The sequence below is a fragment of the Pantoea phytostimulans genome (assembly GCF_046118715.1).
GTDB lineage: Bacteria > Pseudomonadota > Gammaproteobacteria > Enterobacterales > Enterobacteriaceae > Pantoea > Pantoea phytostimulans.
This window is the reverse complement of sequence record NZ_CP173700.1, coordinates 273,849-296,079: the sequence shown is the minus strand read 5'-3', so window position 1 is coordinate 296,079 and position 22,231 is coordinate 273,849. Positions and strand designations below refer to the sequence as shown.

Here is a 22,231-nt window from a genome sequence, read left to right as displayed (position 1 = left end):
CAGCAAACACCAGGTTTCTGTCATAAGCAAAGCGAGCCGCCAACTCGCAGGCCAGACCATTGATGTGATGAAATTGCTCTTTACGCGACAGTTCAATGGCCTTTTCATACTGCTCCATCGCCTGCGCTGTCTTTTCCTCAAGCCTCAGCAGCTCGGCACGCAGCAGCGCTTCCTTGTCTGAAAATGTTTTTTCATTCTCATTTGACCAAGTGACGATCTTATCCAGATGGCGCATCAACTGCTGACGCTTCTCTTCGTCAAAAGTGTTGGGCTTAAGCGGTACGGAGAGAGCCAGCGCACTGTATAAATGGAAATCCAACATATGCACATGACCCGGGATAAATTCAGTCAGCGGCGCCGCGTTCGCAAAACATTGACTGGCCGAGTCATACTCATGAGCGAAAAAATGCGCCATCCCTTTGTAAAGGCGTGACCAAAACTGCATGAGCAACACGGGTTCGATAGCATTTTCCGGCTTCAACACGTTTAAAACGGGTGTCATAAAATGGTCGCCTGAAAACGTATCGCCTCTTGGCTTACGTAAGAACATAACGTAGTCAAGCTGCATGCCCAGAATCACTTCCACATCAGGGTATTGCGCCTTACGCACATAAGTTATCCCGCGCGTGATGGAGGTGTGAACACCATCCAAATGATCCCCGCGTGCGAGATAATTCATAACGACATGACGCAACGCCAGGCACGCGGATGTCCGATCTCCCCCTTCAACAGCAACATCAAACGTCGCTTTAGCGCACTCAATGGCGTAAGTCAGGGGCATCGTCCAGACGCTGACTTGGTCAAGGGGCAGCAGCGTTCGGGCTTTATAACTGACAAAGTCGTGTTTATAGACCAACTCGCGCGCAAGCAGTGTACTGGCGAATCCACGGCTGTATTCATCGTATTGATCGCCACAGACAACGCCATACCAGGAAAGCGCAAGGGTCGAAGCGCCGCTGATGCCGCGGGCCATGGTCAGATGAAGCAGTTTGCACAGGATCATGAATTGAAGACGCGGACTGATGAAGGCAGCGAAAGTGCTGGCACTGGCCATCAGATTCATCACAGCTTCTGTCTTTTCACAGGTCAGCCGCGGCAGTGAACGGAACCGGGTATAGGGGTTTTTACCCACATCTTCTTTCAGCAATATCCTGGCTGCATCGCACTCTTGCTTATCGGGATAACGGTTCAGCTGTATGCCAAAAACTGCCAGCCAGGCGAGTGCTGTTTCCAGCGCCAACTGACTGTCCGACTGGCGCATATGAATCTCTGCAATCAGGCTGGCAGCCTCCGCTTTATTCGTCACATCACCGGGTGTCGTGAGGATTTTTGAGCTTATCACCAGCGCAGCGGTTAAATTGCCGTTTAAGAATTCGCATTCGGCCTCTTCAAGCATAAACATGCCGCTATCTTTGGTGCCTGAAAGGGTGTTGAGCGCGCGCGATGTATGTAAAAAACGCAGCGCAGAAACGTAATCGCCGGTAATTTTAGCCCGCTTACTCGCGTCAAAAATCAGCTGTGCAAACGTCTCGGCCTCGGCGGCTAACAGTGCGGTATTTTGAATAGTGATTAAATGATGCGCAGCCCTGAAGAGTGTGGCGCTGGTGATATCCCGGTTGGATTCATAGCTGTAATACAGCGCGGCTGCGTAATGAAAGTTATCTTTCTCTTCAACCGTCATGAGATTAAGCGCGCCTTCATGCATGCTGGCATGCATAAAAGAGTAACCCGTATCGGTCAGTGAAATGAGTCTGGCTGTCGCTGCTTGCAGCAGCATGGCTTTGATTTCTGCGACAGGTATACAAAGAATATTACTGATTATGTTCAGATCACCCGCGCTTCCTGTGCAGGCTAATTTTCCCAGCAGGCTGCGAAGCGGCGGAGGAAGCGTTTCCAGATGCTGTAATACCCCCGCAGCTACATTAGCGGTGTAATGACTGTTTCTAAGCACCTGAGAATCAAACGTCCATTTAGACGGGGCTTTGTGCGTTATATGATTATCCTGCACGGCTTGCCTGAAAAACTCACGCGCTGCAAGCGGGTTCCCCGCCGTTTTTTCATGAATGATTTGCGCAAGCTCTATGGTTGCTGCACTTCGGGTGTGAAAAAGCCCTGCCAGCCAGTGTGCAATATTTTTTATCGATAGCGGCTCTGGCGTGATATCAACAATGCGGTTTGCGGCTGCCCGGATACGGGTAAGGTTAGTGGCTACGGCCGGACAGGGTAACGAAGCGTCGTCCCGATACGTTACCACCAGTAACAACGGGATATCATCGCTTGAGTTCAGAAGATTCTGCAGCAAATGCAGGGTCGCTTGATCAGCCCAGTGAACGTCATCAATAAGTATGACCAGTGGCCTTCCCGGTGTTGTGAATGCCTTAGCCAGGCTGCATGCGACAAGGTTTACGCGCTTTCGTGCATCAAGCGAGCCGGCGTCTGTCTGGAAGGCTGCTTTCTGGTTTAGCAGTATGCCCAGATCGGGGATCAGGTTCACCGCAAGGCCGGCATAATCTCCCAGCACGCGTGTGATATGCGCTTTCCAGCGCGCCATCTCTTCAGCGGGAAGGCCCAGCAGATGTAAGGTCAGCTGTTTGAAGGCAGAGGTGAAAATTGCGTAGGGTAATATCGGAGAATGCTGGTCTGCTTTCACCATCGTCAGCAATGTTTTTTTGCTACGCAGTATTTTTAATGACGAAGCAATCACAGATGATTTGCCTGAACCCGGCGCTCCACAGACTGCCACCAGGCTATGTTTTCCGCTGCTGCAGACTTCATCAAATGCCGCCAGGATGTCGCTTGCCTGAGTGTGATCGGAATAGAGTGAATCAGTGGATAACGTCGAAGGCTGCATATCCTGCAAACCCAATGCAAAGGATTCAATAATCCCATCAGGCATCAGATTTGACTCACAGCGCTTGAGATCGGCCAGTAACCCCTCCACCGTTTGATATCGGTATTCAGGTGACTTAGCCAGTAGCCGCAGAATAATGGCAGAGAGCACGACCGGAACGTCTTTACGCAGCTTATGCGGCGGCAGCGCTTCTGATGCAATGTGGTGGTGAACCCATTCTGCCAATCCGCCCTCGGCATTGCCGTAAGGAAGCTTGCCCGTCAGTAATTCATAAAGAACGATGCCCAGGCTGTATAAATCACTCACCCGGCTGACACGGTGTGCTGTCCGTGAAGTATGCTCTGGCGACATATAGGCAAGCGTTCCGCCTGACACTGGCAACAGGGCTTGCTGTAGGAGATCCCTCTCCATTGATGCTAGCCCGAAGCCACCAAGCTGAACGGTGCCCTCGTCGGTAAAGAAAAAGTTAGAGGGCTTAATGTCGCCGTGAACCAGCCCTTGCTGATGCATCTTACCGAGGGCGTCACATAGCATCGCTGCGCTGTTGAAAAAGGTCCTGATGGTGTCAGGCGGCACGCATAAAGAGTCGGCCAGCGTTCTGTAAACAAAAGAGGAATAAATGAGAGAATAACGTCCCTGGTAGAAAGCCTGTCTTAAAGGCTTAAGCGCCCAGCTTTCAGATAACGTATTGCGTAATGAAAACTCATTTTTCAGCCGTTGTGTTACCTGAAAGAGTGCTTCCTCATTCGCTGCAGTTGCCAAAACAAATGTTTCACCAGAACTGGCATGACGACAGAGAAACCAATTTACGCTGCCTTCCTGAGCCAGAGGCGTGAAAACAATTTCGTCACTGATAGCGAAGTCTGTTTCATCGGCGCTATGTAAAGACAATAAAATTGAACTCATAGGCGCGAAGACCGGATAGAAAACTCCAGCCGGATATGATCGAATAAAGCATCAATATCAATTGGCTTTCGCATAAAAGTAATGGCGCCTAAATTGATTGCGTACCAGAGCATTTTGTCATCACCGTTACCGGAGATAATAATGCCTGGGGGATTTTGCAGTCTCTTGATAAGCTCTCTGAATAAATCAAAACCAGACATACCTTTCAACTGGACATCAATAATGAACAGCGCAGCGTCCGTAAGCGCTGTTTCATTACATAAAAGATCTTCTGCCGATTCAAATGACTGCGTCGAGTAACCTTCCGACTGAAGCAGGTTTGTCAGGGCACTGCGAACAGAACGTTCATCATCAACAATGACAATGCGCTGCGACAGCTGCATGCTGTTTTCCTTAAATATTTTTCACAACTCCCTGAGGCGCTTCCTTAGGAGGGTTTGTCAGCAGAGGGCGGAGGGGTACCGCTAATTTTCGGCACACACTCATGACGAAACCAAGCCAGAGTTACCGGCTGACGATTAATCAGTCGCTTACACAGCGGAATAATCTGTTCGCCGACCAGCATACCAAACAGTCCCAGCAACGCAATGACTGGCGGAGCCGGGGAGTTGACGTCCATAAAGGCGTAAATAACACCGACCAGCACGCCCATCACCAAAGAAATAACGTAGGTTTTCAGCATGATTAGCTCACCTGCTGCGTATTTGATAGATCGAGTGCTGGACGTTTATCAACAACATGCAGCCTGTGATCATGAGCTGGAACCCAGGCAGTGGCATCATGATGCAGCAGCTTTATACCTAACGTACTACCAAAAATCATTCCCAGCAGACCGACAAGCGCCACTGCCGGCGGAGCCGGAGATCGTACATTGAGCAGCGCATAAATAAGACCAATAAACACGCCCGCTCCCAGAGATATTAATAAAGGACTCATAGGCCCTCCTTTTATAATGGCTGGCCAGCCGCGAAACGGACCAGCCAGCTTAGCAATTAGCGAACCGGTGCAGGTACCGGAGCCAGAGTCTGGTGTTCGCTCTTCTGACGGGAAGGCGCTTTGTGCACCATGGTGTAGGCATAATCAACGCCAATACCGTAAGCGCCTGAGTGCTCTTTCGCGATATCCATTACCGCGTTGTACGTCTCTTTGTGTGCCCAGTCACGCTGCCACTCCAGCATCACCTGCTGCCAGGTCACCGGGATCACGCCGGCCTGGATCATGCGCTGCATCGCGTAGTCGTGGGCCTCTTTGGTGGTGCCGCCTGACGCATCCGCCACCATGTAGATTTCGTAGTCGCCTTCCAGCATTGCGCACAGGGCGAAGCTGTTGTTACAGACTTCCGTCCACAGGCCGGAAACCACCACCTTTTTCTTGCCGTTAGCGGCCAGTGCGTCACGCACTTTCTGGTCATCCCAGGAGTTCATTGAGGTACGCTCAAGGATGTCCTGGCCCGGGAACACGTCCAGCAGCTCCGGGAAGGTGTTGCCGGAAAAGCTTTCGGTCTCAACGGTGGTCAGGACGGTCGGGATGTTGAAGACTTTGGCCGCTTTGGCCAGCGCCACCACGTTGTTTTTCAGCACCTGGCGGTCAATTGACTGCACGCCAAAGGCCATCTGTGGCTGCTGATCGATAAAAATAATCTGGCTGTTCTGCGGCGTCAGTACTTCAAGTTTGCTAATAGTCATGTTTATGCCCATTGAGGTGAGTGTTGATAAATTCTGTAAAAGGCGAATCAGCGTTAAGAGACATACATCCCAGTATCCGAATAGCGTTATGTTGCTCTGCCGCTGCCCTTCTGGTTGGGTAACTGTCTGAGCGCAGTGTAGGAACCTTTCATTCTTCAAACTATTATCTATAGGTATAACTATACGAAGGTATAGGTATCCTTTCGTATAACTAGACGCTCTTCGTGCCGCCTGAACATAATCTCGCTACTCATTTATCCTGCGTGTGTAGCAGGAGATATCTTTGTCCGCAGCTATCGCTGCCGTTGCGGATCCTCATTAGGAGTTTCAATGGTTACTCTCGGTAAAGCAGACGTCATTTTGACTAACGGCCGGTTTCATACGGTCGATCGCGCGAATCCCATCGCAGATGCCGTTGCCATTCGTGACGGTAAATTTCTTGAAGTTGGTAGCCTGGCCGACGTTATGCAGCATCACTGCGAAGGCACCAAGGTCATTGACCTCAAGGGCCACACCGCCGTGCCCGGCCTCAACGATTCTCACCTTCACCTGATCCGCGGCGGCCTGAACTACAACCTGGAGCTGCGCTGGGAGGGCGTGCCGTCGGTATTTGACGCGCTGCGCATGCTGAAGGAGCAGGCGCTGCGCACGCCGTCACCGCAGTGGGTGCGCGTGGTGGGCGGCTGGACCGAGTTTCAGTTCGCCGAGCGCCGCATGCCGACGCTGGATGAGATCAACGAAGCCGCGCCGGACACGCCGGTGTTCGTGCTGCACCTTTACGACCGCGCCCTGCTCAACCGCGCCGCCCTGAAAGTGGTCGGCTACACCCGGGACACGCCAAACCCGCCGGGCGGCGAAATTCAGCGCGACGGCAACGGCAACCCCACCGGCATGCTGATCGCCCGTCCCAACGCCATGATCCTCTATTCAACCCTGGCAAAGGGCCCGAAACTGCCGCTGGAGCAGCAGGTCAACTCGACGCGCCAGTTTATGCGCGAGCTGAACCGCCTCGGCCTGACCAGCGCCATCGACGCCGGCGGCGGCTTCCAGAACTACCCCGAAGACTATGAGGTGATCGCCGAGCTGCACGGGAAAAAGCAGATGACGCTGCGCATCGCCTATAACCTGTTTACCCAGCGCCCGGGGCACGAGCTGGAGGACTTCGAAAAGTGGACCGACATGCTGACGCCGGGCCAGGGCAGCGACTACTTCCGCCACAACGGGGCGGGCGAAATGCTGGTGTTCTCGGCCGCAGACTTTGAGGACTTCCTCGAGCCGCGCCCGGACCTGGCGCCGGGCATGGAGGACGAGCTGGAGCGCGTGGTGCGTCATCTGGTCGAGCACCGCTGGCCGTTCCGCCTGCACGCCACCTACGACGAGTCGATCAGCCGTATGCTGGACGTGTTTGAAAAGGTCAACCGCGACATCCCGTTCAACGGCCTGCACTGGTTCTTTGACCACGCCGAGACCGTGACGCAGCGCAACATCGACCGCATTAAAGAGCTGGGCGGCGGCATCGCGGTGCAGCACCGCATGGCGTTCCAGGGAGAATACTTTGCCGAACGCTACGGCATTGAGGCCACCCGCCACACGCCGCCGGTGGCGCGCATGCTGGAAACCGGCGTGCCGGTTGGCCTGGGAACGGACGCCACGCGCGTCGCCAGCTACAACCCGTGGACCGCGCTGTACTGGCTGGTCTCCGGGCGCACGGTGGGCGGCATGCAGATGTATGACGTCAACGCCCGCCTCGACCGCGAAACCGCGCTGATGCTGTGGACGCAGGGCAGCGCCTGGTTCTCCAGCGAGCAGGGAAAAAAGGGCCAGATCAAGGCCGGCCAGCTGGCGGATATGGCGGTGCTGAGCAAAGACTTTTTCAGCGTGCCGGAAGAGGAGATCAAGGGCATCGAGTCGGTGCTGACGGTGGTGGACGGCAACGTGGTGTATGCCGCCGGCTCGTTCAGTGCAGAAGCGCCGCCTGCGATCCCGGTGCTGCCCGACTGGTCGCCGGTGGTGACGGTGCCGGGGCACTACCGCAGCGCGCCGCCCACCGCGGCCACGCGCGTGGGCATGATGCAACAGCCGCACCAGTGCAGCGGTCCGTGCGGGGTGCACAGCCACTCGCACGACATCGCGCGCGGCTCTGACGTGCCCGTCGCCGGAGACAACGCCTTCTGGGGCGCGCTCGGCTGCAGCTGCTTTGCATTTTAATCGCTAAGGTTTTATCAACAGCCTCGCATTGATGCGGGGCTTTTTATTGCCTTGAGTCAATGAACATCGTCATTGAGGGAAGAGTAAGTAAACGCTGCCATCATTTTTATTTTCTCATTGTTCTGCATCCAATTTAGATCGGAGAAGACTTTATTCTGTCATTCCCTTTAATAATTAACGTCAAATTATTTTCAGTGGCAAAAACAGAGAGTAATAACATCACTATCGAAACAGACATCCAACTCAGTCGTTTTAAAGCATGTTCGATAACAATGAATAGTTGTTAATGGGCCCGATTGATACTGTGCATACCACCAATAATGGCCGCGGTTAATAACGCCACTAACATTGCAACACCAGATATTAAAAACGCGACAACCTTCATACGTATTGGAATCAATGCAGTGAACTTACAAATCCGGGCATAGGACATCACTCTCCTGCTCGGACCATAATATATTTAAAGCCCGGGATTTTATTGCGAAACGCCTCGCATTGAATGAATTTTAAGTCTATGAAACCTAATGCTGACTTGTACCAGCCAATATCGGAGGATATAAAAGGAATGAATTTTAAATAAGGAGCGTTTGCAATGAAGCATTTAATAGCGTTAACAGTTGCTGTATCGTGCGTGAGTTTTTCAGCGGTATCTCAGGCAGCGGAGCATTGCCCTGAATTAAAGGAAATTGATGAGATTGGCAGTGGCGTCTACCGTGCTGATGGGCAAAAAGGGGAATGGACCGGCGTTTTGCAAGGAATTGTCGCGGACAAAGTACCCATCGACTCGTTTCAGATGGCTCTTGCTATTCAGGAGAATGAATCATCCCCCATTAGATTACAGTACTGCACTTATAATGTTGGCGCTGATAAGACGCTTGATATGCGTTTCATTAGCAAAAATGAACAAGCATTTTTTATCCAGCCCGACGGAAATACCTGGAAAAAGGAAAACGGGCCTTTTGGGCTAATTTATAATATCTGTGAGAAAACCTCACCGGAAAATTGTAAGTTTACTGTTCATCTATAAGTGTTAATCGCTAACATAAATTTAGAAATAAATCTGATGCAGTTTTACTGATTTTAACCTGAGATTATATTCGATTTTTCGGCACATTCCGTAACTGGGACGTGCCTTTTTCTAGCGAATGCTTCCCGTCAAAAGCGCTACATGCCTCTTAACTTATTGCTAAGAAAGCTAAAAGTGACAGGCATGAAAAAGTTATTTAAATATCACAACAAATACCCCAGAATCAATATTAACAAATAAATTCTTTTCATTTAAATTAATACATGAGTTTATGTAAAAATTGCAGACATAAGTTCATTTGAGACTGAGCCTCTATTTAAAGTGTAGCAGTTATAAATATAACCTATCTCTCAATTATTCTTATTTTTATAGTACCGCTTTCTGCGTTAGCCGATAAATTCCTGCAATCACTGTTGCGCTGATATGCCAGAAGCCATCCATTATCATTTTGAAATTGAGTTACTGTTAGCTTTAAACCCTTGCTTCTGATGCATCTCAATATATCGGCCGCACCAAAATCTACATTATGAGCCTTAGAATTAACTCGTGCAGGCCTCTCGCCTGCTGGCTTCTTACTGTTATCTTTGATCCAACACGGATCGCTATCATATACAGTTCTAACTTTACATAATTAGTGTTATGTAAAGTTAGGATCCATATTAGATCCCCGGTATGATGAGCACTGTTAGCGAGATCTAACAGAAAGATGAGTGAAAGAATGTTTTTGCGCTGTTCTGGACTTGAATCTGTAGGGTAAATATCAGACACAAAATGACAGCGCTACGTGAATTCTGGCGGGTTATCCCCCTGCGGTTTCTTCAGAATTCACGTAGCGCGATCATCTTATAAATTGGTTATATAACGAGCAAATATGCGTGAAACTGTTCAAAAAACGGACCTCATTATCTCCTTTCAGGCTGATGATGATATTTCTGCGCGACTGAGAGAGTTTGTTCAAGACAAGGATGCTTTTTCATCCAATACCTGGTCTCAGTTGATGAGTGTGATGGCGATCTGCTGGCGCTGGTCAAAAGAACATCAACGTAGTTTTTTACCGATGCTTTCTAGCGATCTTCGTGATTACCTTTCCTGGCTACAAGCCTCCGGGCGAGCTTCGACCACCATTTCAACACATGCATCCTTGATCTCGATGTTACACCGTAACGCCGGAATCACGCCGCCTAACGTTTCTCCACTGATTTACCGCGTGATGAAAAAGATAAACCGCACGGCAGTGGTGACTGGAGAACGAACGGGCCAAGCCGTACCGTTCCGGCTTTCTGATTTAAACAAAATTGATCACTGCTGGGCTGGCTCCTCCCGCCTGCAAGAATTGCGTAACCTTGCCTTTCTTCACGTAGCCTACAGCACTCTGCTCCGCATCAGTGAACTGGCGCGCATCAAAGTGGGCGATATTTCTCGCGCCGAGGATGGCCGAATCATTTTGGACGTTTCACATACCAAGACCATCGTCCAGACGGGCGGACTGACTAAGGCGCTTAGCACCTTTTCCACTCGCCGGCTGGATGAATGGATTTACGCTGCCGGGCTCAGCAATGAGCCAGATGTATTCCTTTTTTGTAGGGTGCACCGCTCAAATAAAGCGCTTCCGTCGCCCGACCAGTTATTGAGCCGACCGGCCATTGAGGAGATTTTTAGAAAAGCCTGGCAGGTTGCGGGAAATGAAAAGCCTCTCAGAGCGAACAAAAACCGCTACCGCAACTGGAGTGGGCACAGCGCGCGCGTAGGCGCAGCCCAAGATATGACCCGCAAAGGTTATCCGGTTGCTCAGATTATGCAGGAAGGCACGTGGAAAAAGCCTGAAACCCTGATGCGTTATATTCGTAATGTGGATGCGCACAGTGGCGCTATGGTGGATCTGATGGAGCAATCCGCACGTTCACGTGATGAGACAGATTAATCGGCTATCAGATATGGTGCCCCTTATTGATCGGTAAGCACTCAACACTGCAGGAAACTTATCCACAGAAAATGTGAACAGCCTGTGCATGAATGGGTATGGTTTTAGCCCGTGGCGGGTGTTTTCCCTTTATTCACTCTTCCCGTTTATTCGATAATTTACGTGATATCAAAGAGCTATATGGCTCTGAGTATTCTTTCCCTTCAGCCCTGTTGCGGCTCTTTATCGTATAAACCAATCAAGCACCAATCGTGACCGGTGCTGTATGGCATTTCGACAAAATACAGTGGCCTGTCAGCTCGGTTAGCTAACATTGCTTTACTTTCAATCGATTAGCCACCGCAGACTTTATAATTCTGGTTTATCAATGTTACCCTTACCCCTTACAGTGAATTCTTGCTGTTGTTCCATTTGAGTATTTGAGGAAGTATCTATGAGTGAAAGTCTGAGCAGCCTGAAAAATATCCGTACGCTACGGGCACATGCGCGCAATATGTCTGTTGATGTACTGGAAGAGATGCTGCAAAAGTTGGATATGGTTGTGGCCGAGCGCCGCGATGAACTGAAAGCCTCAGAAGCTGAAGAGCGCGAGAAGGCAGAGAAGTTGGCGATGTACCGTGAGCTGCTTCAGGAAGATGGCATTAGTGTGGAAGAACTGTTGAGCGGAATGCAATCAACCAGCGTGGGAAAAACGAAACGCGCCCCCCGACCGGCTAAATACAAATACACGGACGAGAACGGTGAAGTAAAACACTGGACCGGCCAAGGCCGTACTCCTTCTCCAATCAAAACCGCGATTGAAAACGGCCAGTTGCTTGATGATTTCTTGCTGTAATTTGCAGTAACTGAAAACGGATTAACGAATAAGCTATTACGTTAATCCGTAAGTGGCAGGTTATTGCTGAACACTAAAAATCTTCAGGTTCACTTCTCTTAGCGATGTGCCGATGCTTTTTTTAGTTTTTTGACCGCAGGTGTTGCACTGCTTTTACTGCTTGAATAGATGAAGAACAGTGCAATACCCAGGCAGATTACTGCACCCAGGCGTGTAGCAGAAAAATGAATCGCTTCATTCCCTAACCAGCCAAAATTATCGATAAGCATGCTCATCGCCAGTTGACCAAAGATAACGGCGACCGTAGCAACCGCTGAACCGATACGTTGCACGGCCAGCACCATAATCACGATATAAGGTACGCCACATAAGGCGCCAAGCAGTTGCCATTTAGGCACATCCATCAAGGTGAGCGTCTGCTTGGGTTCAAAAAAGAAAATCAGCAGTGCAGTTACTAATGCACCCAGTGCGAAGGTCAAAAATGCACTCCGAAACACACCCACTTTGCTTCCCAACTGCCCGTTAATCGCGGCCTGAATACTCAGTACGGCGCCACCAACAACAGCCAGAACGATCATTAAAATAGTCATTTGTTAATCTCAGCCTTTAGCCACAAGAACAAGGGCAGCAATAATGAAAATAAGCGCGATAATACGTTTGCTGTCAATTTTGCGATGAGCAGTACCGAACAAACCGTAATGGTCAATTACCAGACTTTTGAAAACCTGTCCGGCAAGAATGCCGATCATCGTCATAGCGATACCAATAGTGGGAACCGCAACGGTCAGGATAACCACGTAAATGGGTCCCAATATGCCGCCCAACAAAGTCCAGGAAGGTTGGGCAAAAAAAGACGGGCTGTTACGTGGGCTGAAAAACAGCATCAGCAAAAACGTCAGCGCGGCACCGACGCCGAAAATACTGAATGTCGCCCATAAGTCCCCTACTTCGCTTCCCAGTGGCCCTAATAAACCGGCTTCTACGGACAATCCCATCCCGCCAGCAACAACAAGTAATATAAATAAAAGCTGCATCAAACAGTCTCCAGTGGTTTAGGCGGCGGATCATAGTGCAGCTTCCAATAATGAAAAACGGTATAATTCGGGAAACACCTTTGCAGGAATCGAGATAATGTATGATCCCAGCGCCATCAATTTTCGGACACTGTTATTTTTTATTGGTGTTTTTGAAGCGCAAAGCTTCTCAGTTGTTGCCAGGCGCGAGGGTGTTTCAGCATCCATGATTTCACGCGTTATTCTTCAACTAGAGGACAGGCTGGGTCAGCAACTTTTTTATCGAAACACGCGGGCGGTTATTCCGACAGAAGCCGGTAAGTTATTTGTAGAGTACGCCCGCACTATCACTGAGCAACTCAGCGAAGCCCAAAGAGAACTGCTGGACCGCTCGCTTGAGCCAGCCGGATTGATCAAGATAAATGCGCCGGTGTTTTTCGGCCAACGCCACATAGCTCCCTGGCTGACGGCGCTTTCCGTTCGCTATCCGCGTTTGCTCATTGAGCTGACGCAAACCGATGACTATATCGATCCCCACAGAGATGCATCCGATCTCATTTTCAGGATTGGCACTCTGACCGACTCATCTTTTCACGCGCGGATATTTGGCACTCAGCATTATCATTTGGTTGCCTCTCCCGGCTATATCAAAAATCATGGCAAGCCGGAAAAGCCGGTTGAATTGGCTCAGCACAAATGTCTGGTCTACAGAGGTTCATCCGGCCCGAATCGGTGGCTGTTCCGTGAACCCGACAACAGCTGGATTCATTATCCGGTTTCGGCGTTACTCATCTCTAATAATGCTGAATCTTTGCTGACTGCGGCGCTAGGAGGAATGGGCATGGTGCTGTTTCCAGACTGGCTGATTGGCGACAGCATTAAAAAAGGGGAGTTGGTCAGAGTAATGACGAATTTCGAGACAGCAATTAAAACGGAGCCACAACATATTGCTGCCATTTACCCTAACGCTCGCCACCCTCCGCTCAACGTCCGGGCAGTGATCGATTACTTTGTCGAGGTTTACGGCTCGCCACTTTACTGGCAATTCGATTAGAGCCTGGCTGAAATATTGCAACCTTTGCTGGGCTGTCGCGCTCGCATCAACAACCCTTTTATAAAGTAAGCAGATGCAAAAAAGGCCGCCCATGGGGCGACCTCTTCCGGCACTTCCTTATGCGACCATACGTTATTTGTACAGTTCTGCGGTCATATGCACGCGGTTATTGGTGTTAGCTTCAGTAATTTTATACTGCGCACCCTGCTGCTCTGCCTGGGCAGCGATTTTTGCTTCTGCACCGTCCAGCGTTGATGAGGTAACAGACACGCTCTGAGCGAAGCTACCAAATGAGATCAGCGACAGAGCGGTTACAGCGGCAAGTGATAATGTTTTAATGGTTTTCATGGTCATATTCCTTCATTTATGGTGAGGAGGTTGTTTGCCTCCGATGGGAATAATAATAACCATAGTTACCATTAGCATATTAACAATACGTGCTGGTATTGTGATCATGCTAACTATCACGGCGATAGGAAGCATCAATATTGATATGTGCACCGCTTCTTTAGGTTCAGTGAAACATGTATCTCGTCTGTAGTTCGTCCTGTCAATTTATGGAATGCGCGCAATAACTTTGATTTCAAAATCAAAGCCAGCGAGCCAGTTCACTCCCACGGCGGTCCAGTTGGGATAAGGCGCTTGAGGGAAAATTTCTGCTTTGATTTCCATAACCGATGGAAACTGCTTTTCAGGATCGGTATGAAAAGTGGTTACATCAACCAGATCATCTAATCCGCATCCTGCGGCAGCCAGGGTTTCCTTTAAATGGGTAAAAGCGAGTCTTACCTGCGCAGCAAAGTCAGGTTCCGGTGATCCATCATTGCGGCTGCCTACCTGCCCGGATACAAAGAGCAGGTCGCCAGAGCGTATCGCGGCAGAGTAGCCATATTGTTCATACAAATTATGGCGATTGGCTGGGAAAACAGTTTCGCGCTTGATCATGATTCACCTTTACAGTAATCGGTTTGGTTGAACACATATAAGTGGTTTAAGATACATCACGTATATGAAATTAGTTGCATACGGTGCGTATGTCAAATGTGTGCGCACTGTTTAGTGCTTTGAGGAAAACATGGCAACAAAACGTCGTGCAGAAGCAATGGAAGAAAATCGCAAAAAGCTAATCGCCGCTGCACGTAAAGCCTTTGCTGAAAAAGGATTTGCCGCCGCTTCGATGGATGAATTGACCGCAAGCGTGGGCCTGACCCGCGGCGCGCTTTATCATAATTTTAATGATAAGCGCGGCCTGCTGGCTGCGGTGGTGGCTCAGGTTGACAGTGAAATAGCGCAGCGTGCGAAAGAAATTGCGAAAGAAGCAGAAGAGGGTTGGGACCAATTACTGGCTGAAGGTGTAGCTTATATCCAGATGGCACTCGATCCCGAAGTACAACGCATTGTGCTGCTGGATGGTCCTGCATTCTTAGGTGATCCATCGCACTGGCCAAGCCAGAATGCCTGCCTTGAGGCAACAAGAGCCACGGTTGCAGAGATGATAAATAAGGGCGTACTCAAAACTGTAGATGCGGATGCAGCTGCACGTTTGCTCAGCGGCACGGCTCTGAATGCGGCCTTGTGGGTGGCGGCAAGTGATAACCCGCAAGAAAGGCTACCAAAAGCTATCGAAACATTTACGCTTATGGCAGGCGGGCTACGCGCTTAACTGAGATGACATACCTCTTTGTCAGTTTCATTATGCGGCGGCTAAAAACGTAAAAAAGGCCGCCTGATAGGCAGCCTTTTCGGTAGGTCATGGCAAAATTATTTAATCAGCTCGGCAGAAATGTAGACGCCATTATCCACGCGGGCTCCGGTAATTTTATATGACGCGCCGGCCTTATGAGCCTGAGCCGCAATTTTGGCTTCAGCACTGTCCAGGGTAGAAGCAGAAGCGGTAACGCTTTGCGCAAAACTGCCGAAAGAAACCAGTGTCAGGGCCGCAACTGCAACAAATGTTTTGATGGATTTCATGGTCATTTCCTTGGGTAATTAAAGTGAGTGTGAGACGTTTTGTCTCGATGTGAAAAGGATATGCCCTTCACGCCCCAAGGAACAGCGGATATACTTGCTGCAATAAATCAAAAAATTTGAATATCATACAAGATACGTAATCTTATAATTACTTTTCATTGCTGCTGGAGCTGCAAGCGAATCCGGCGGCAATCCCTTCAACTAAACGCCCATCATTATCCAATGATCCATCACGTTTTAAAGGTTCGAGCTTCATTAATCCTTTCAAAGAACAGTGAAACATCCCAATACAATGGCCTTAAGTTAACTCACATGCCACGCTGATTTCAATGTTACACCGTAACGTCAGACTGAAGCTTCCTAACTCTTCACCACTCGTTTTCCAGACGATAAAGAAGATAAACCGCATGGCCGTCACGCGGGCGGGCGCGCCGGGAAGACCTTTCCCTTCCGGCTGTCCGATCTGCTGGCTTTGAATGCGCAGTGGTCAAACTCCGTAAGGCTTCAGGAACCTGCTGCAACGCGGCGAAAGAGCGCTGCGGGCATCTCACGGCAGTGCCGTCTGGCCAACTCCGGCTGATGTAATGATTAGCGTTGGTGCTGCAAATGAATAATAAGAGTTTCCTCCTTTAAATCTAAAATTCGAAATGTCTGTCACTAAACAACTGCTAGTTACTAAACAACTGCTAAACGCTTTTCACAAACAGGCTGCCGAAATTATTTCTATTTTAATACCGTGCTGCGAGGCAGCGAGCAGAAGCGGAGACGGATACCTGTTAAAAGTTCTGCTCTCACCACATTGATAAGGGAGTTATGAGTGAAAAACGCAATCGCTTACCTTCGTTTCTCATCTCCCCAGCAGGTCCACGGGGACTCCTTCAGGCGTCAGCAGAAGATGATTGCCGAATGGCTTTCGGCACATCCTGACTATTTCCTTAACCCCGTAACTTACGAAGACCTGGGTCTCAGTGCATTTCGAGGAGTTCATGCAGCCCGCGGCGCATTCTCAGTATTCATGGAAGCCGTGGAACTCGGGCATATTCTGAGCGGTTCTGTACTATTGGTGGAAAGTCTGGACAGACTCTCAAGAGAGAAAATCGGAGATGCTACGGAGCGGCTCAGGGCTATTCTAAAAGCTGGCATTGACGTGGTAACGCTGAGTGATGGAGCGCATTATACCTCTGATTCTCTCAATGACCCTTTTTTGGTAATTAAAGCCGTCCTTATTGCACAGCGCGCCAATGAGGAGAGCGAAATCAAATCCAGACGGATGCAGTCGGCCTGGGCAGCTAAGCGTAAGTTGGCTGTTGATGCCGGCGCGGTGATGACTACCCGCTGCCCCGCCTGGCTCACGGTCAGATCGGACAGAAGCGGTTTTGACGTCAATAATGAGCTTGCTGATACCATCCGCTACATTTATATGCTTAGGCTTAAAGAGTACTCTTATGGAAAAATAAGGTTAATCCTTAATCAGGAAAACAGAAAAAATCTCAAAGGTGTAAAGGGAGCGTGGAGTTCCAGCTCAGTTGACCAGCTTCTGAATAAGAAATCAGTTACCGGCATCCTTGTGCCCTCCCGTTACAACACCTGCAAAGGGATTGAGGAGTTGCCCGGCTATTATCCGGCCATAATTGGGGCTGATGTTTTCAGAGACGTTCAGCTGATGAGAACCGAATCAGAAAGCAAACTCCGCTCGAAAGATAATCCCCTTTACATCAACTTATTCAAATCAGTGATGATCTGTAAAAACTGCGGTCACCATATTGTACTGTCATCACTGGTTGAGAAAAAATACGGCTATTACGTCTGTACTATGCGCAGAGAAAAACGCTGCACGGCCAGTGCAATTAACCGGGAACCCGTTGACAAATTTCTCACTCAGGGTCTGTTGCACAGCCTTGAATATTTAATAGGGGAATCCCCTAGGAAAGTCTCCATCGAAGATCTCCTCAACCGGCACGTTGAGCTCTCCATGAGAATGAATAATATACTTGAAGCGGTTGAAGTAGCGCCGGACGTAAAGGAACTAACCGTGCGGGCAAGAGATATGGCAAAGCAGCTTCGGGAAGCAGAAACAGACATCGACCGCTTTCGGAGCCGGCCCGCAATTAAGACTAAAGCACTTCGGGAGTTTAATCTGGCCCTCTGGGCCGAGCGCAAAGAATGTCAGGCTGTTGTGAAGCATCTGGTGAAGCAAATCGTTCTTGATACCGGGCATAAGTGTTGCGACATCTGGCTCATGAACGGTATCAGAATTCTAAACTATCCGCTTGATCGCAGGACTGACGCGGGATCCCTTGTCAGCGCCATGATGTATATGCAGGACAACATGCTTATTCTTTAAGCGCTGAAAAATCCGATGAAGACCGCGTATCCGGTAAAGAAATATGGCCGATGGATTACTTTATCTGACAAACACTCAGGTAAGACGTAAACCTGTATTTACGTGGTAAGCTTCCTGTGACACTGATATTACCGTCAGTAATACGATTTTTCAGACCCCTATCTGCGGTCCTGAAACGATATTGTTTGTCAGTTTACCCGCACATTTGTCAGTCAGCACACCGTCTTTCCTTCTGGCTTCTATATAAGTCCAGCGCTGTACTTGTGATCATCCTGCAGTGTCAATCCTTATTCAGGCGAGTTACCAGAGAAGAATGACGGGGTTGCTTTCAGCTTTGCGAAAGAATCGCTTCACGTTACGCGTGAGCTGCCTGTAAAAAACCGGGTCAGGTTAACACGCTCAACTTCATTGAATGACGAAACGGTATGACTACTGTGGAAGTGACCTGTATGGAGGCGTTAACCCGAACGACATGTAACTCAGACGCCTCATGGCGCCGTTAGCCCGCCCTGCCAGACGCCGTCGGCCTTTCAACAGCTGATATGCCAGACTATCGCAGACTAACAGAAGACAATGCGGCTGACACTGACAGCGACACCGAAGTCAGTAGTTGCGCCATTCATTATCAGCAACTGCAGTACCGTCTCTGCGGGCCGGGCGGCGGGGGCTGTTCAGTGGGGGCAACCGGGCTTCAGGTACGGCGCGGGGCTGGGTTGAGAGGAGCGATGGGTTTCAGAGACGTGTCAGGGAGGGGCTTTGAGGGTAAGGTGGAGTGTTGGATGTTAGCTAGAGAATTACTGGATGATGTAACTACAGACGATAAGACAGCACTGCTGTGTTAAACGCTGACGTACAGTGGTATCTGTTGGGAAAGTTGCACTCGCTTTTTTTTTGCCGGGCATTATTTCTGCCCGGTAAAGCCGCCTTTTATTTATAACAAGGCGAGAATAAAAAGTATGGCAGATGTAAAGTTTAATTATGATGAACAGGCAATCATGGCTTCTGCCCGAAAGAAAGGTTCAGTGTCCGTCCCGTAACCACAATGGTCTGATAAATGGGGTCCGCTTGGAAAACGGAAATTATCCTACGCTAAGCGCGTTATTTGTTCTTGATTCAATCGACGGTTCGCACCTGCAAAACGTTACGCAGTCATGCAGTATATAGCCTCGGCACCGAGACTATATACTGCATGCCCTAAGGACGACTAATCAGAGACATTTAAGTTATGACATTCACACGCATGACAAATAAGTGATGACATTAGGGGCTTTCAGGGGGGATTTACCCTGTGACATTTGGGTATACTTTAATGTCATAGACAGGCTTCAGCAAAAGCGGAAAAACAGTTAAGGAAGTCAATAAAAATTTTGTTGGCGAAAATTTTGAATGGTCTTACGGCAGTGGATTAGTAAGTAGTCAGCTAACGTCCGCTATGAGCGAGAAGCGGACATAGAGTGCAAAAGAACGGCAATGCCTACCTTTATACTTAATACTGACTTGTCTATAGCTGCTGAGTTACTGAGCTACCATTTTCGGTGAAAAATACTGTCGCATTAGCTCCATTCACCAGTGAAATTTGGGGAGGTATGTGACCAATATCCACATCATAAAGTACGGGTACTGCAACATTCTCAAAAGCGGCTTTTAGGGCATCCAGATAATTATGTTTAGTCGGGTCGCTTACGTCGGGTGCTGCACTTCTGCCTATAAGAACACCATTTAAATTATCAAACCAACCCTGTAATCGTAAGCTAAATAATGCGCGTGTTAATTCACAGGGAGCCATTTCCACGTTTTCAAAATAAAGGATTATTCCTTGAACGCTATTGTTCGCCTTGAATAAAGGTAAATTACCGAATGGTGTACCTGCTAACCTCGATATTATTTCGAGGCAGCCGCCAATTAGCCTTCCACTAAAGCTGAGTGAAGATGTAACACCATCAAGGCGTTTCCACTTTGTTTTTTGGGTCAGGTTGAAACCTTCGCCTGCCGCTGTTCCCCACTGATTTTCATCAACCTGGAATGCTGTTGAAGAGTACTGTTTAATTACAGTTCCCCGATTCGATTCCAGAATCTCCCATACAGCCTGAGTAGTGACATCTAACTCATGAGCACCAAGATCCATTAGGTTTGGTCCATGCAGAGTAGCCCAGCCCGAAAGCGTAGTCAGTGGAAAATGAAGTGTACTAAGATCTGAAAAACCCACAAACCATTTAGGTTTAGACCGAGCTAACAGATTAAAATCAATCAACTCAAGCAATTCCATAGCTAGATCACCGCCCCACGGGGGCATGACTGCTTTTATTTCTGGGTCAGTAAAATAAGACATTAATTCTTCAGCGCGAGAAAGCTTACCAGAGCTTTTATTTTTGTGCTGCGAACGTAAGCAATTTCCTTCGCGGACTTGGAAACCTTTTCTCTTTAGGTTTTTGATGGCGAGTTCCAACCGGAGGTGCAGTTGCTGAGGTACGCCAGAAGATGGAGCTGTTACACCAATAACATCTCCCGGAACCAGCCTGGGTGGAAAGAGGACACTCATGTATAAATCCTTTTCAGAACACATGTGGAAATCCATAATCCATAAATAAAGCTTGGATGTAAAACCAGCAGGTACGCACTCCGCTTATTCTTTCCATGAAATCTTAGGAATGTCCGCTTCTGGCACAAAGCAGACATTTGCACGGGGCAAGGCCCTTTATGAGCGAAGAGCGGACGTTTGGGTACATAAAGCGGATACCTGACTTTGCCCTAAGTATCCGCTGATACCAGCTCGCTAAGCCTGTTGATGATCGCAGATATGTCGACAGAAACGTACTCCATAAAACCTAACCAGATAATGTTAGGTTTCTCAAACCCCTGATGATAAAACTGAAACCTGAGCCCCGGAGCGCAGACAAGCAACGCAGCCTTACGTGCAATTAGTGCTTCAATATCTGAGCCGGTATCATCTGGAATCACCTGCCAGGGTAACCCCCTCCTGTCGAGTTCTCTTTGCAAATTTTTAATAAACTTCTCAGTCAGAAAGTAAGGGAAATACCCGCCATGTAAAGGCGAACGACCTAACGTAGGGCTCGGGCGGTGGATAAAATAAATCGTTTTGTTAGCCATAACTCTCCTTGTCGATACCCTTTATACGCACGGATTGCAAAATTCAAGTAGTGAAATATTACGAGCTAAGGCTCTTATTCTAAATAGTAATACTCATTCACTTTATCTGACATGAAAGCATGCAACGCATTTTACATGCAGTAACACTGAACTCAGATGAGCCAACGTTATGCGTCTTCGCTTATGGCATAAAGCGGACTCGCGCTGGCCCACGGTCCGCTTCGAGCAAGGAACGGACTGATTGCATCACAAGGTGATTTATCCGTCTAATGTGGTTTAAAATCCCAAGTTATTAAAGTTATGAATTTTTTTGCCGATGTAACATGCACGTCCATTCAAGGAAGAAGGCTCATGAAAGGTGTGGTTTTATCAGCGTCGCTTCTAACATCTATAGTTCCAGTTTCGTATGGCCAAGAAAATTTTCAGCATGAACAAATTAAGCCATATGTGATTGGTTTTCTTAAAAAGGTAGCGAGTTCACCGGGCAGTTGTGATTTATTCAAAGGTTTTTTAGCAAAAGAACCTTCAAGTTCACATTTGAAGAAAATGATGTTGGGTTTTTGCGATAGTGATATCGATTTTTCAAAGCCAATATCATTCTCCGAAATGAAAACCCATCACTTTGAGGATGAGGATTATGTGTGCGGAATCATTTCTGGTCAAACAGAAATTAATCGAAAAATAGGTGCTCGTTTTATTTCTGCTGAGCCATATCATCTGATATTGAATGTAAAATACTCACGCCGACCCATTTTATACACATTTGACGATGAATTCTTCGTGAGTGAATATCGCTTGCAAATCAAGTCGTTCAATGATCTTTACGAGAAATATTGTCAGTGAATTAAAATTATAGAATAAAAGAAGGGAGAGTAATTAATTACTTTTCTTGCATTTTCTTCAATCTAGAATTGTTGTATCCAAACTCATAATTGCAATTTAGGAACATATATGAGCGTATCTATTTATTATTCAGCCATAAGAAACCTACCTATTAATGCAGTGGAGAGCGTACATTTATTGTCAATTGTAGATGTTTTTAATGAGAGTTTCCCTTACAAAGATGAAGGTGAAACACTATCATTTTACAGCGCGCCATCAGATGAATACATACTGGAAGGGGCAATTAAACTCCCTTATCAAGACGAAAATACTATCGTTGACTCAGTTATTTATTGGCTAAATGCTATCACGCATTTAACATCTGTATTATCAACAGCAGAATGGGATGTTCGCATCGATGATTGCCCCGCCTCATGGGTGGATGACCATTGGGAAATGTAGGTATTGCATTAATTATTTTTTCTA

21 protein-coding genes and 1 pseudogene are annotated in these 22,231 nt (G+C 48.3%); 10 read left to right on the top strand and 12 right to left on the bottom strand.

Annotated elements, in window-relative coordinates:
- The first annotated feature begins 2,168 nt into the window (after positions 1–2,168).
- Entirely contained in the window at positions 2,169–2,318 is a 150-nt protein-coding gene (gene rpmG / locus ACF2G4_RS22010; protein ID WP_409076459.1) for a 50S ribosomal protein L33, read from the top strand.
- On the opposite strand, the pseudogene ACF2G4_RS22005 reads toward rpmG, so the two are convergent.
- The 5 genes and pseudogenes from ACF2G4_RS22005 to ACF2G4_RS21985 form a co-directional block, all read right to left on the bottom strand.
- Positions 2,264–3,757: pseudogene (locus tag ACF2G4_RS22005) on the bottom strand (AAA family ATPase); the annotation flags it as partial. The gene rpmG and the pseudogene ACF2G4_RS22005 sit on opposite strands and share 55 nt — an antisense overlap.
- Positions 3,754–4,140, bottom strand: coding sequence for a response regulator (locus tag ACF2G4_RS22000; RefSeq protein WP_215844841.1), 387 nt, complete (start codon positions 4,138–4,140; stop codon positions 3,754–3,756). The gene ACF2G4_RS22000 and the pseudogene ACF2G4_RS22005, both read right to left, overlap by 4 nt.
- A gap of 44 nt (positions 4,141–4,184) precedes the next feature.
- Positions 4,185–4,439 carry a XapX domain-containing protein gene (locus ACF2G4_RS21995; RefSeq protein WP_243079443.1) on the bottom strand — a complete coding sequence of 85 codons (255 nt, stop codon included), beginning with the start codon at positions 4,437–4,439 and terminating at the stop codon, positions 4,185–4,187.
- 2 nt (positions 4,440–4,441) lie between these two features.
- Positions 4,442–4,693 carry a DUF1427 family protein gene (locus ACF2G4_RS21990; protein WP_215844842.1) on the bottom strand — a complete coding sequence of 84 codons (252 nt, stop codon included), beginning with the start codon at positions 4,691–4,693 and terminating at the stop codon, positions 4,442–4,444.
- 56 nt (positions 4,694–4,749) lie between these two features.
- Positions 4,750–5,442 carry a hydrolase gene (locus ACF2G4_RS21985; RefSeq protein ID WP_215844843.1) on the bottom strand — a complete coding sequence of 231 codons (693 nt, stop codon included), beginning with the start codon at positions 5,440–5,442 and terminating at the stop codon, positions 4,750–4,752.
- 330 nt (positions 5,443–5,772) lie between these two features.
- On the opposite strand from ACF2G4_RS21985, the gene ACF2G4_RS21980 reads away from it, so the two are divergent.
- The 4 genes from ACF2G4_RS21980 to ACF2G4_RS21965 all read left to right on the top strand — a co-directional run bounded on the left by ACF2G4_RS21980 (position 5,773) and on the right by ACF2G4_RS21965 (position 11,433).
- Entirely contained in the window at positions 5,773–7,650 is a 1,878-nt protein-coding gene (locus ACF2G4_RS21980; RefSeq protein WP_409076279.1) for an amidohydrolase, read from the top strand.
- A 592-nt stretch (positions 7,651–8,242) separates the two neighbouring features.
- Entirely contained in the window at positions 8,243–8,677 is a 435-nt protein-coding gene (locus ACF2G4_RS21975; RefSeq protein ID WP_409076278.1) for a DUF3757 domain-containing protein, read from the top strand.
- An 871-nt stretch (positions 8,678–9,548) separates the two neighbouring features.
- A complete protein-coding gene (locus tag ACF2G4_RS21970) occupies positions 9,549–10,598 on the top strand; it encodes a tyrosine-type recombinase/integrase (RefSeq protein WP_409076277.1) in 1,050 nt (349 codons plus the stop codon).
- Between the two features lie 433 nt (positions 10,599–11,031).
- Positions 11,032–11,433, top strand: coding sequence for an H-NS family nucleoid-associated regulatory protein (locus tag ACF2G4_RS21965; RefSeq protein ID WP_215844846.1), 402 nt, complete (start codon positions 11,032–11,034; stop codon positions 11,431–11,433).
- Positions 11,434–11,531: 98 nt separating this feature from the next.
- On the opposite strand, the gene ACF2G4_RS21960 is transcribed toward ACF2G4_RS21965, so the two are convergent.
- Positions 11,532–12,023, bottom strand: a complete 492-nt coding sequence (locus ACF2G4_RS21960; protein WP_243079666.1) for a DMT family transporter — start codon at positions 12,021–12,023, stop codon at positions 11,532–11,534.
- A 9-nt stretch (positions 12,024–12,032) separates the two neighbouring features.
- Positions 12,033–12,467 carry a DMT family transporter gene (locus tag ACF2G4_RS21955; RefSeq protein ID WP_215844847.1) on the bottom strand — a complete coding sequence of 145 codons (435 nt, stop codon included), beginning with the start codon at positions 12,465–12,467 and terminating at the stop codon, positions 12,033–12,035.
- Between the two features lie 97 nt (positions 12,468–12,564).
- Between ACF2G4_RS21955 and ACF2G4_RS21950 the strand changes: the two genes are divergently transcribed.
- A complete protein-coding gene (locus tag ACF2G4_RS21950) occupies positions 12,565–13,500 on the top strand; it encodes a LysR substrate-binding domain-containing protein (protein WP_409076276.1) in 936 nt (311 codons plus the stop codon).
- A gap of 132 nt (positions 13,501–13,632) precedes the next feature.
- On the opposite strand, the gene ACF2G4_RS21945 is transcribed toward ACF2G4_RS21950, so the two are convergent.
- Together ACF2G4_RS21945 and ACF2G4_RS21940 are read right to left on the bottom strand one after the other, a co-directional pair.
- Positions 13,633–13,848 (bottom strand): YdgH/BhsA/McbA-like domain containing protein, encoded by a 216-nt coding sequence (locus ACF2G4_RS21945; protein WP_215844848.1) that lies wholly within the window; start codon positions 13,846–13,848, stop codon positions 13,633–13,635.
- Between the two features lie 207 nt (positions 13,849–14,055).
- The gene (locus ACF2G4_RS21940) at positions 14,056–14,445 is read right to left on the bottom strand and encodes a RidA family protein (RefSeq protein ID WP_409076275.1); all 390 of its coding nucleotides are present in this window, start codon (positions 14,443–14,445) and stop codon (positions 14,056–14,058) included.
- Between the two features lie 130 nt (positions 14,446–14,575).
- Between ACF2G4_RS21940 and ACF2G4_RS21935 the strand changes: the two genes are divergently transcribed.
- Positions 14,576–15,163, top strand: a complete 588-nt coding sequence (locus tag ACF2G4_RS21935; protein ID WP_332626378.1) for a TetR/AcrR family transcriptional regulator — start codon at positions 14,576–14,578, stop codon at positions 15,161–15,163.
- A 98-nt stretch (positions 15,164–15,261) separates the two neighbouring features.
- Here the strand turns inward: ACF2G4_RS21935 and ACF2G4_RS21930 are convergent, their stop codons facing one another.
- The gene (locus tag ACF2G4_RS21930) at positions 15,262–15,471 is read right to left on the bottom strand and encodes a DUF1471 domain-containing protein (RefSeq protein WP_409076274.1); all 210 of its coding nucleotides are present in this window, start codon (positions 15,469–15,471) and stop codon (positions 15,262–15,264) included.
- 817 nt (positions 15,472–16,288) lie between these two features.
- Between ACF2G4_RS21930 and ACF2G4_RS21925 the strand changes: the two genes are divergently transcribed.
- Positions 16,289–17,815: a recombinase family protein gene (locus ACF2G4_RS21925; RefSeq protein WP_332626376.1), complete on the top strand. Its 1,527-nt coding sequence runs from the start codon at positions 16,289–16,291 to the stop codon at positions 17,813–17,815.
- Positions 17,816–19,316: 1,501 nt separating this feature from the next.
- Here the strand turns inward: ACF2G4_RS21925 and ACF2G4_RS21920 are convergent.
- Complete coding sequence (locus tag ACF2G4_RS21920) at positions 19,317–20,354, bottom strand: S66 peptidase family protein (RefSeq protein WP_409076273.1); 1,038 nt, start codon at positions 20,352–20,354, stop codon at positions 19,317–19,319.
- A 209-nt stretch (positions 20,355–20,563) separates the two neighbouring features.
- Positions 20,564–20,923, bottom strand: a complete 360-nt coding sequence (locus tag ACF2G4_RS21915) for a hypothetical protein (protein ID WP_409076272.1) — start codon at positions 20,921–20,923, stop codon at positions 20,564–20,566.
- Positions 20,924–21,274: 351 nt separating this feature from the next.
- On the opposite strand from ACF2G4_RS21915, the gene ACF2G4_RS21910 reads away from it, so the two are divergent.
- Both ACF2G4_RS21910 and ACF2G4_RS21905 read left to right on the top strand, forming a co-directional pair.
- Positions 21,275–21,766, top strand: coding sequence for a hypothetical protein (locus ACF2G4_RS21910; RefSeq protein ID WP_409076271.1), 492 nt, complete (start codon positions 21,275–21,277; stop codon positions 21,764–21,766).
- A 108-nt stretch (positions 21,767–21,874) separates the two neighbouring features.
- Positions 21,875–22,207 carry a hypothetical protein gene (locus ACF2G4_RS21905; RefSeq protein ID WP_409076270.1) on the top strand — a complete coding sequence of 111 codons (333 nt, stop codon included), beginning with the start codon at positions 21,875–21,877 and terminating at the stop codon, positions 22,205–22,207.
- Positions 22,208–22,231: the final 24 nt, after the last annotated feature.

Coding starts and splice junctions, on each gene's coding strand:
- ACF2G4_RS21975 (WP_409076278.1), top strand. CDS start 8,243: ATGAAGCATTTAATAGCGTTAACAGTTGCTGTATCGTGCGTGAGTTTT.
- ACF2G4_RS21930 (WP_409076274.1), bottom strand. CDS start 15,471: ATGAAATCCATCAAAACATTTGTTGCAGTTGCGGCCCTGACACTGGTT.
- ACF2G4_RS21905 (WP_409076270.1), top strand. CDS start 21,875: ATGAGCGTATCTATTTATTATTCAGCCATAAGAAACCTACCTATTAAT.
- ACF2G4_RS21950 (WP_409076276.1), top strand. CDS start 12,565: ATGTATGATCCCAGCGCCATCAATTTTCGGACACTGTTATTTTTTATT.
- ACF2G4_RS21935 (WP_332626378.1), top strand. CDS start 14,576: ATGGCAACAAAACGTCGTGCAGAAGCAATGGAAGAAAATCGCAAAAAG.
- ACF2G4_RS21920 (WP_409076273.1), bottom strand. CDS start 20,354: ATGAGTGTCCTCTTTCCACCCAGGCTGGTTCCGGGAGATGTTATTGGT.
- ACF2G4_RS21915 (WP_409076272.1), bottom strand. CDS start 20,923: ATGGCTAACAAAACGATTTATTTTATCCACCGCCCGAGCCCTACGTTA.
- ACF2G4_RS21910 (WP_409076271.1), top strand. CDS start 21,275: ATGAAAGGTGTGGTTTTATCAGCGTCGCTTCTAACATCTATAGTTCCA.
- ACF2G4_RS21945 (WP_215844848.1), bottom strand. CDS start 13,848: ATGAAAACCATTAAAACATTATCACTTGCCGCTGTAACCGCTCTGTCG.
- ACF2G4_RS22000 (WP_215844841.1), bottom strand. CDS start 4,140: ATGCAGCTGTCGCAGCGCATTGTCATTGTTGATGATGAACGTTCTGTT.
- ACF2G4_RS21960 (WP_243079666.1), bottom strand. CDS start 12,023: ATGACTATTTTAATGATCGTTCTGGCTGTTGTTGGTGGCGCCGTACTG.
- ACF2G4_RS21970 (WP_409076277.1), top strand. CDS start 9,549: ATGCGTGAAACTGTTCAAAAAACGGACCTCATTATCTCCTTTCAGGCT.
- rpmG (WP_409076459.1), top strand. CDS start 2,169: ATGCGGTTTGCGGCTGCCCGGATACGGGTAAGGTTAGTGGCTACGGCC.
- ACF2G4_RS21965 (WP_215844846.1), top strand. CDS start 11,032: ATGAGTGAAAGTCTGAGCAGCCTGAAAAATATCCGTACGCTACGGGCA.
- ACF2G4_RS21980 (WP_409076279.1), top strand. CDS start 5,773: ATGGTTACTCTCGGTAAAGCAGACGTCATTTTGACTAACGGCCGGTTT.
- ACF2G4_RS21990 (WP_215844842.1), bottom strand. CDS start 4,693: ATGAGTCCTTTATTAATATCTCTGGGAGCGGGCGTGTTTATTGGTCTT.
- ACF2G4_RS21955 (WP_215844847.1), bottom strand. CDS start 12,467: ATGCAGCTTTTATTTATATTACTTGTTGTTGCTGGCGGGATGGGATTG.
- ACF2G4_RS21995 (WP_243079443.1), bottom strand. CDS start 4,439: ATGCTGAAAACCTACGTTATTTCTTTGGTGATGGGCGTGCTGGTCGGT.
- ACF2G4_RS21940 (WP_409076275.1), bottom strand. CDS start 14,445: ATGATCAAGCGCGAAACTGTTTTCCCAGCCAATCGCCATAATTTGTAT.
- ACF2G4_RS21985 (WP_215844843.1), bottom strand. CDS start 5,442: ATGACTATTAGCAAACTTGAAGTACTGACGCCGCAGAACAGCCAGATT.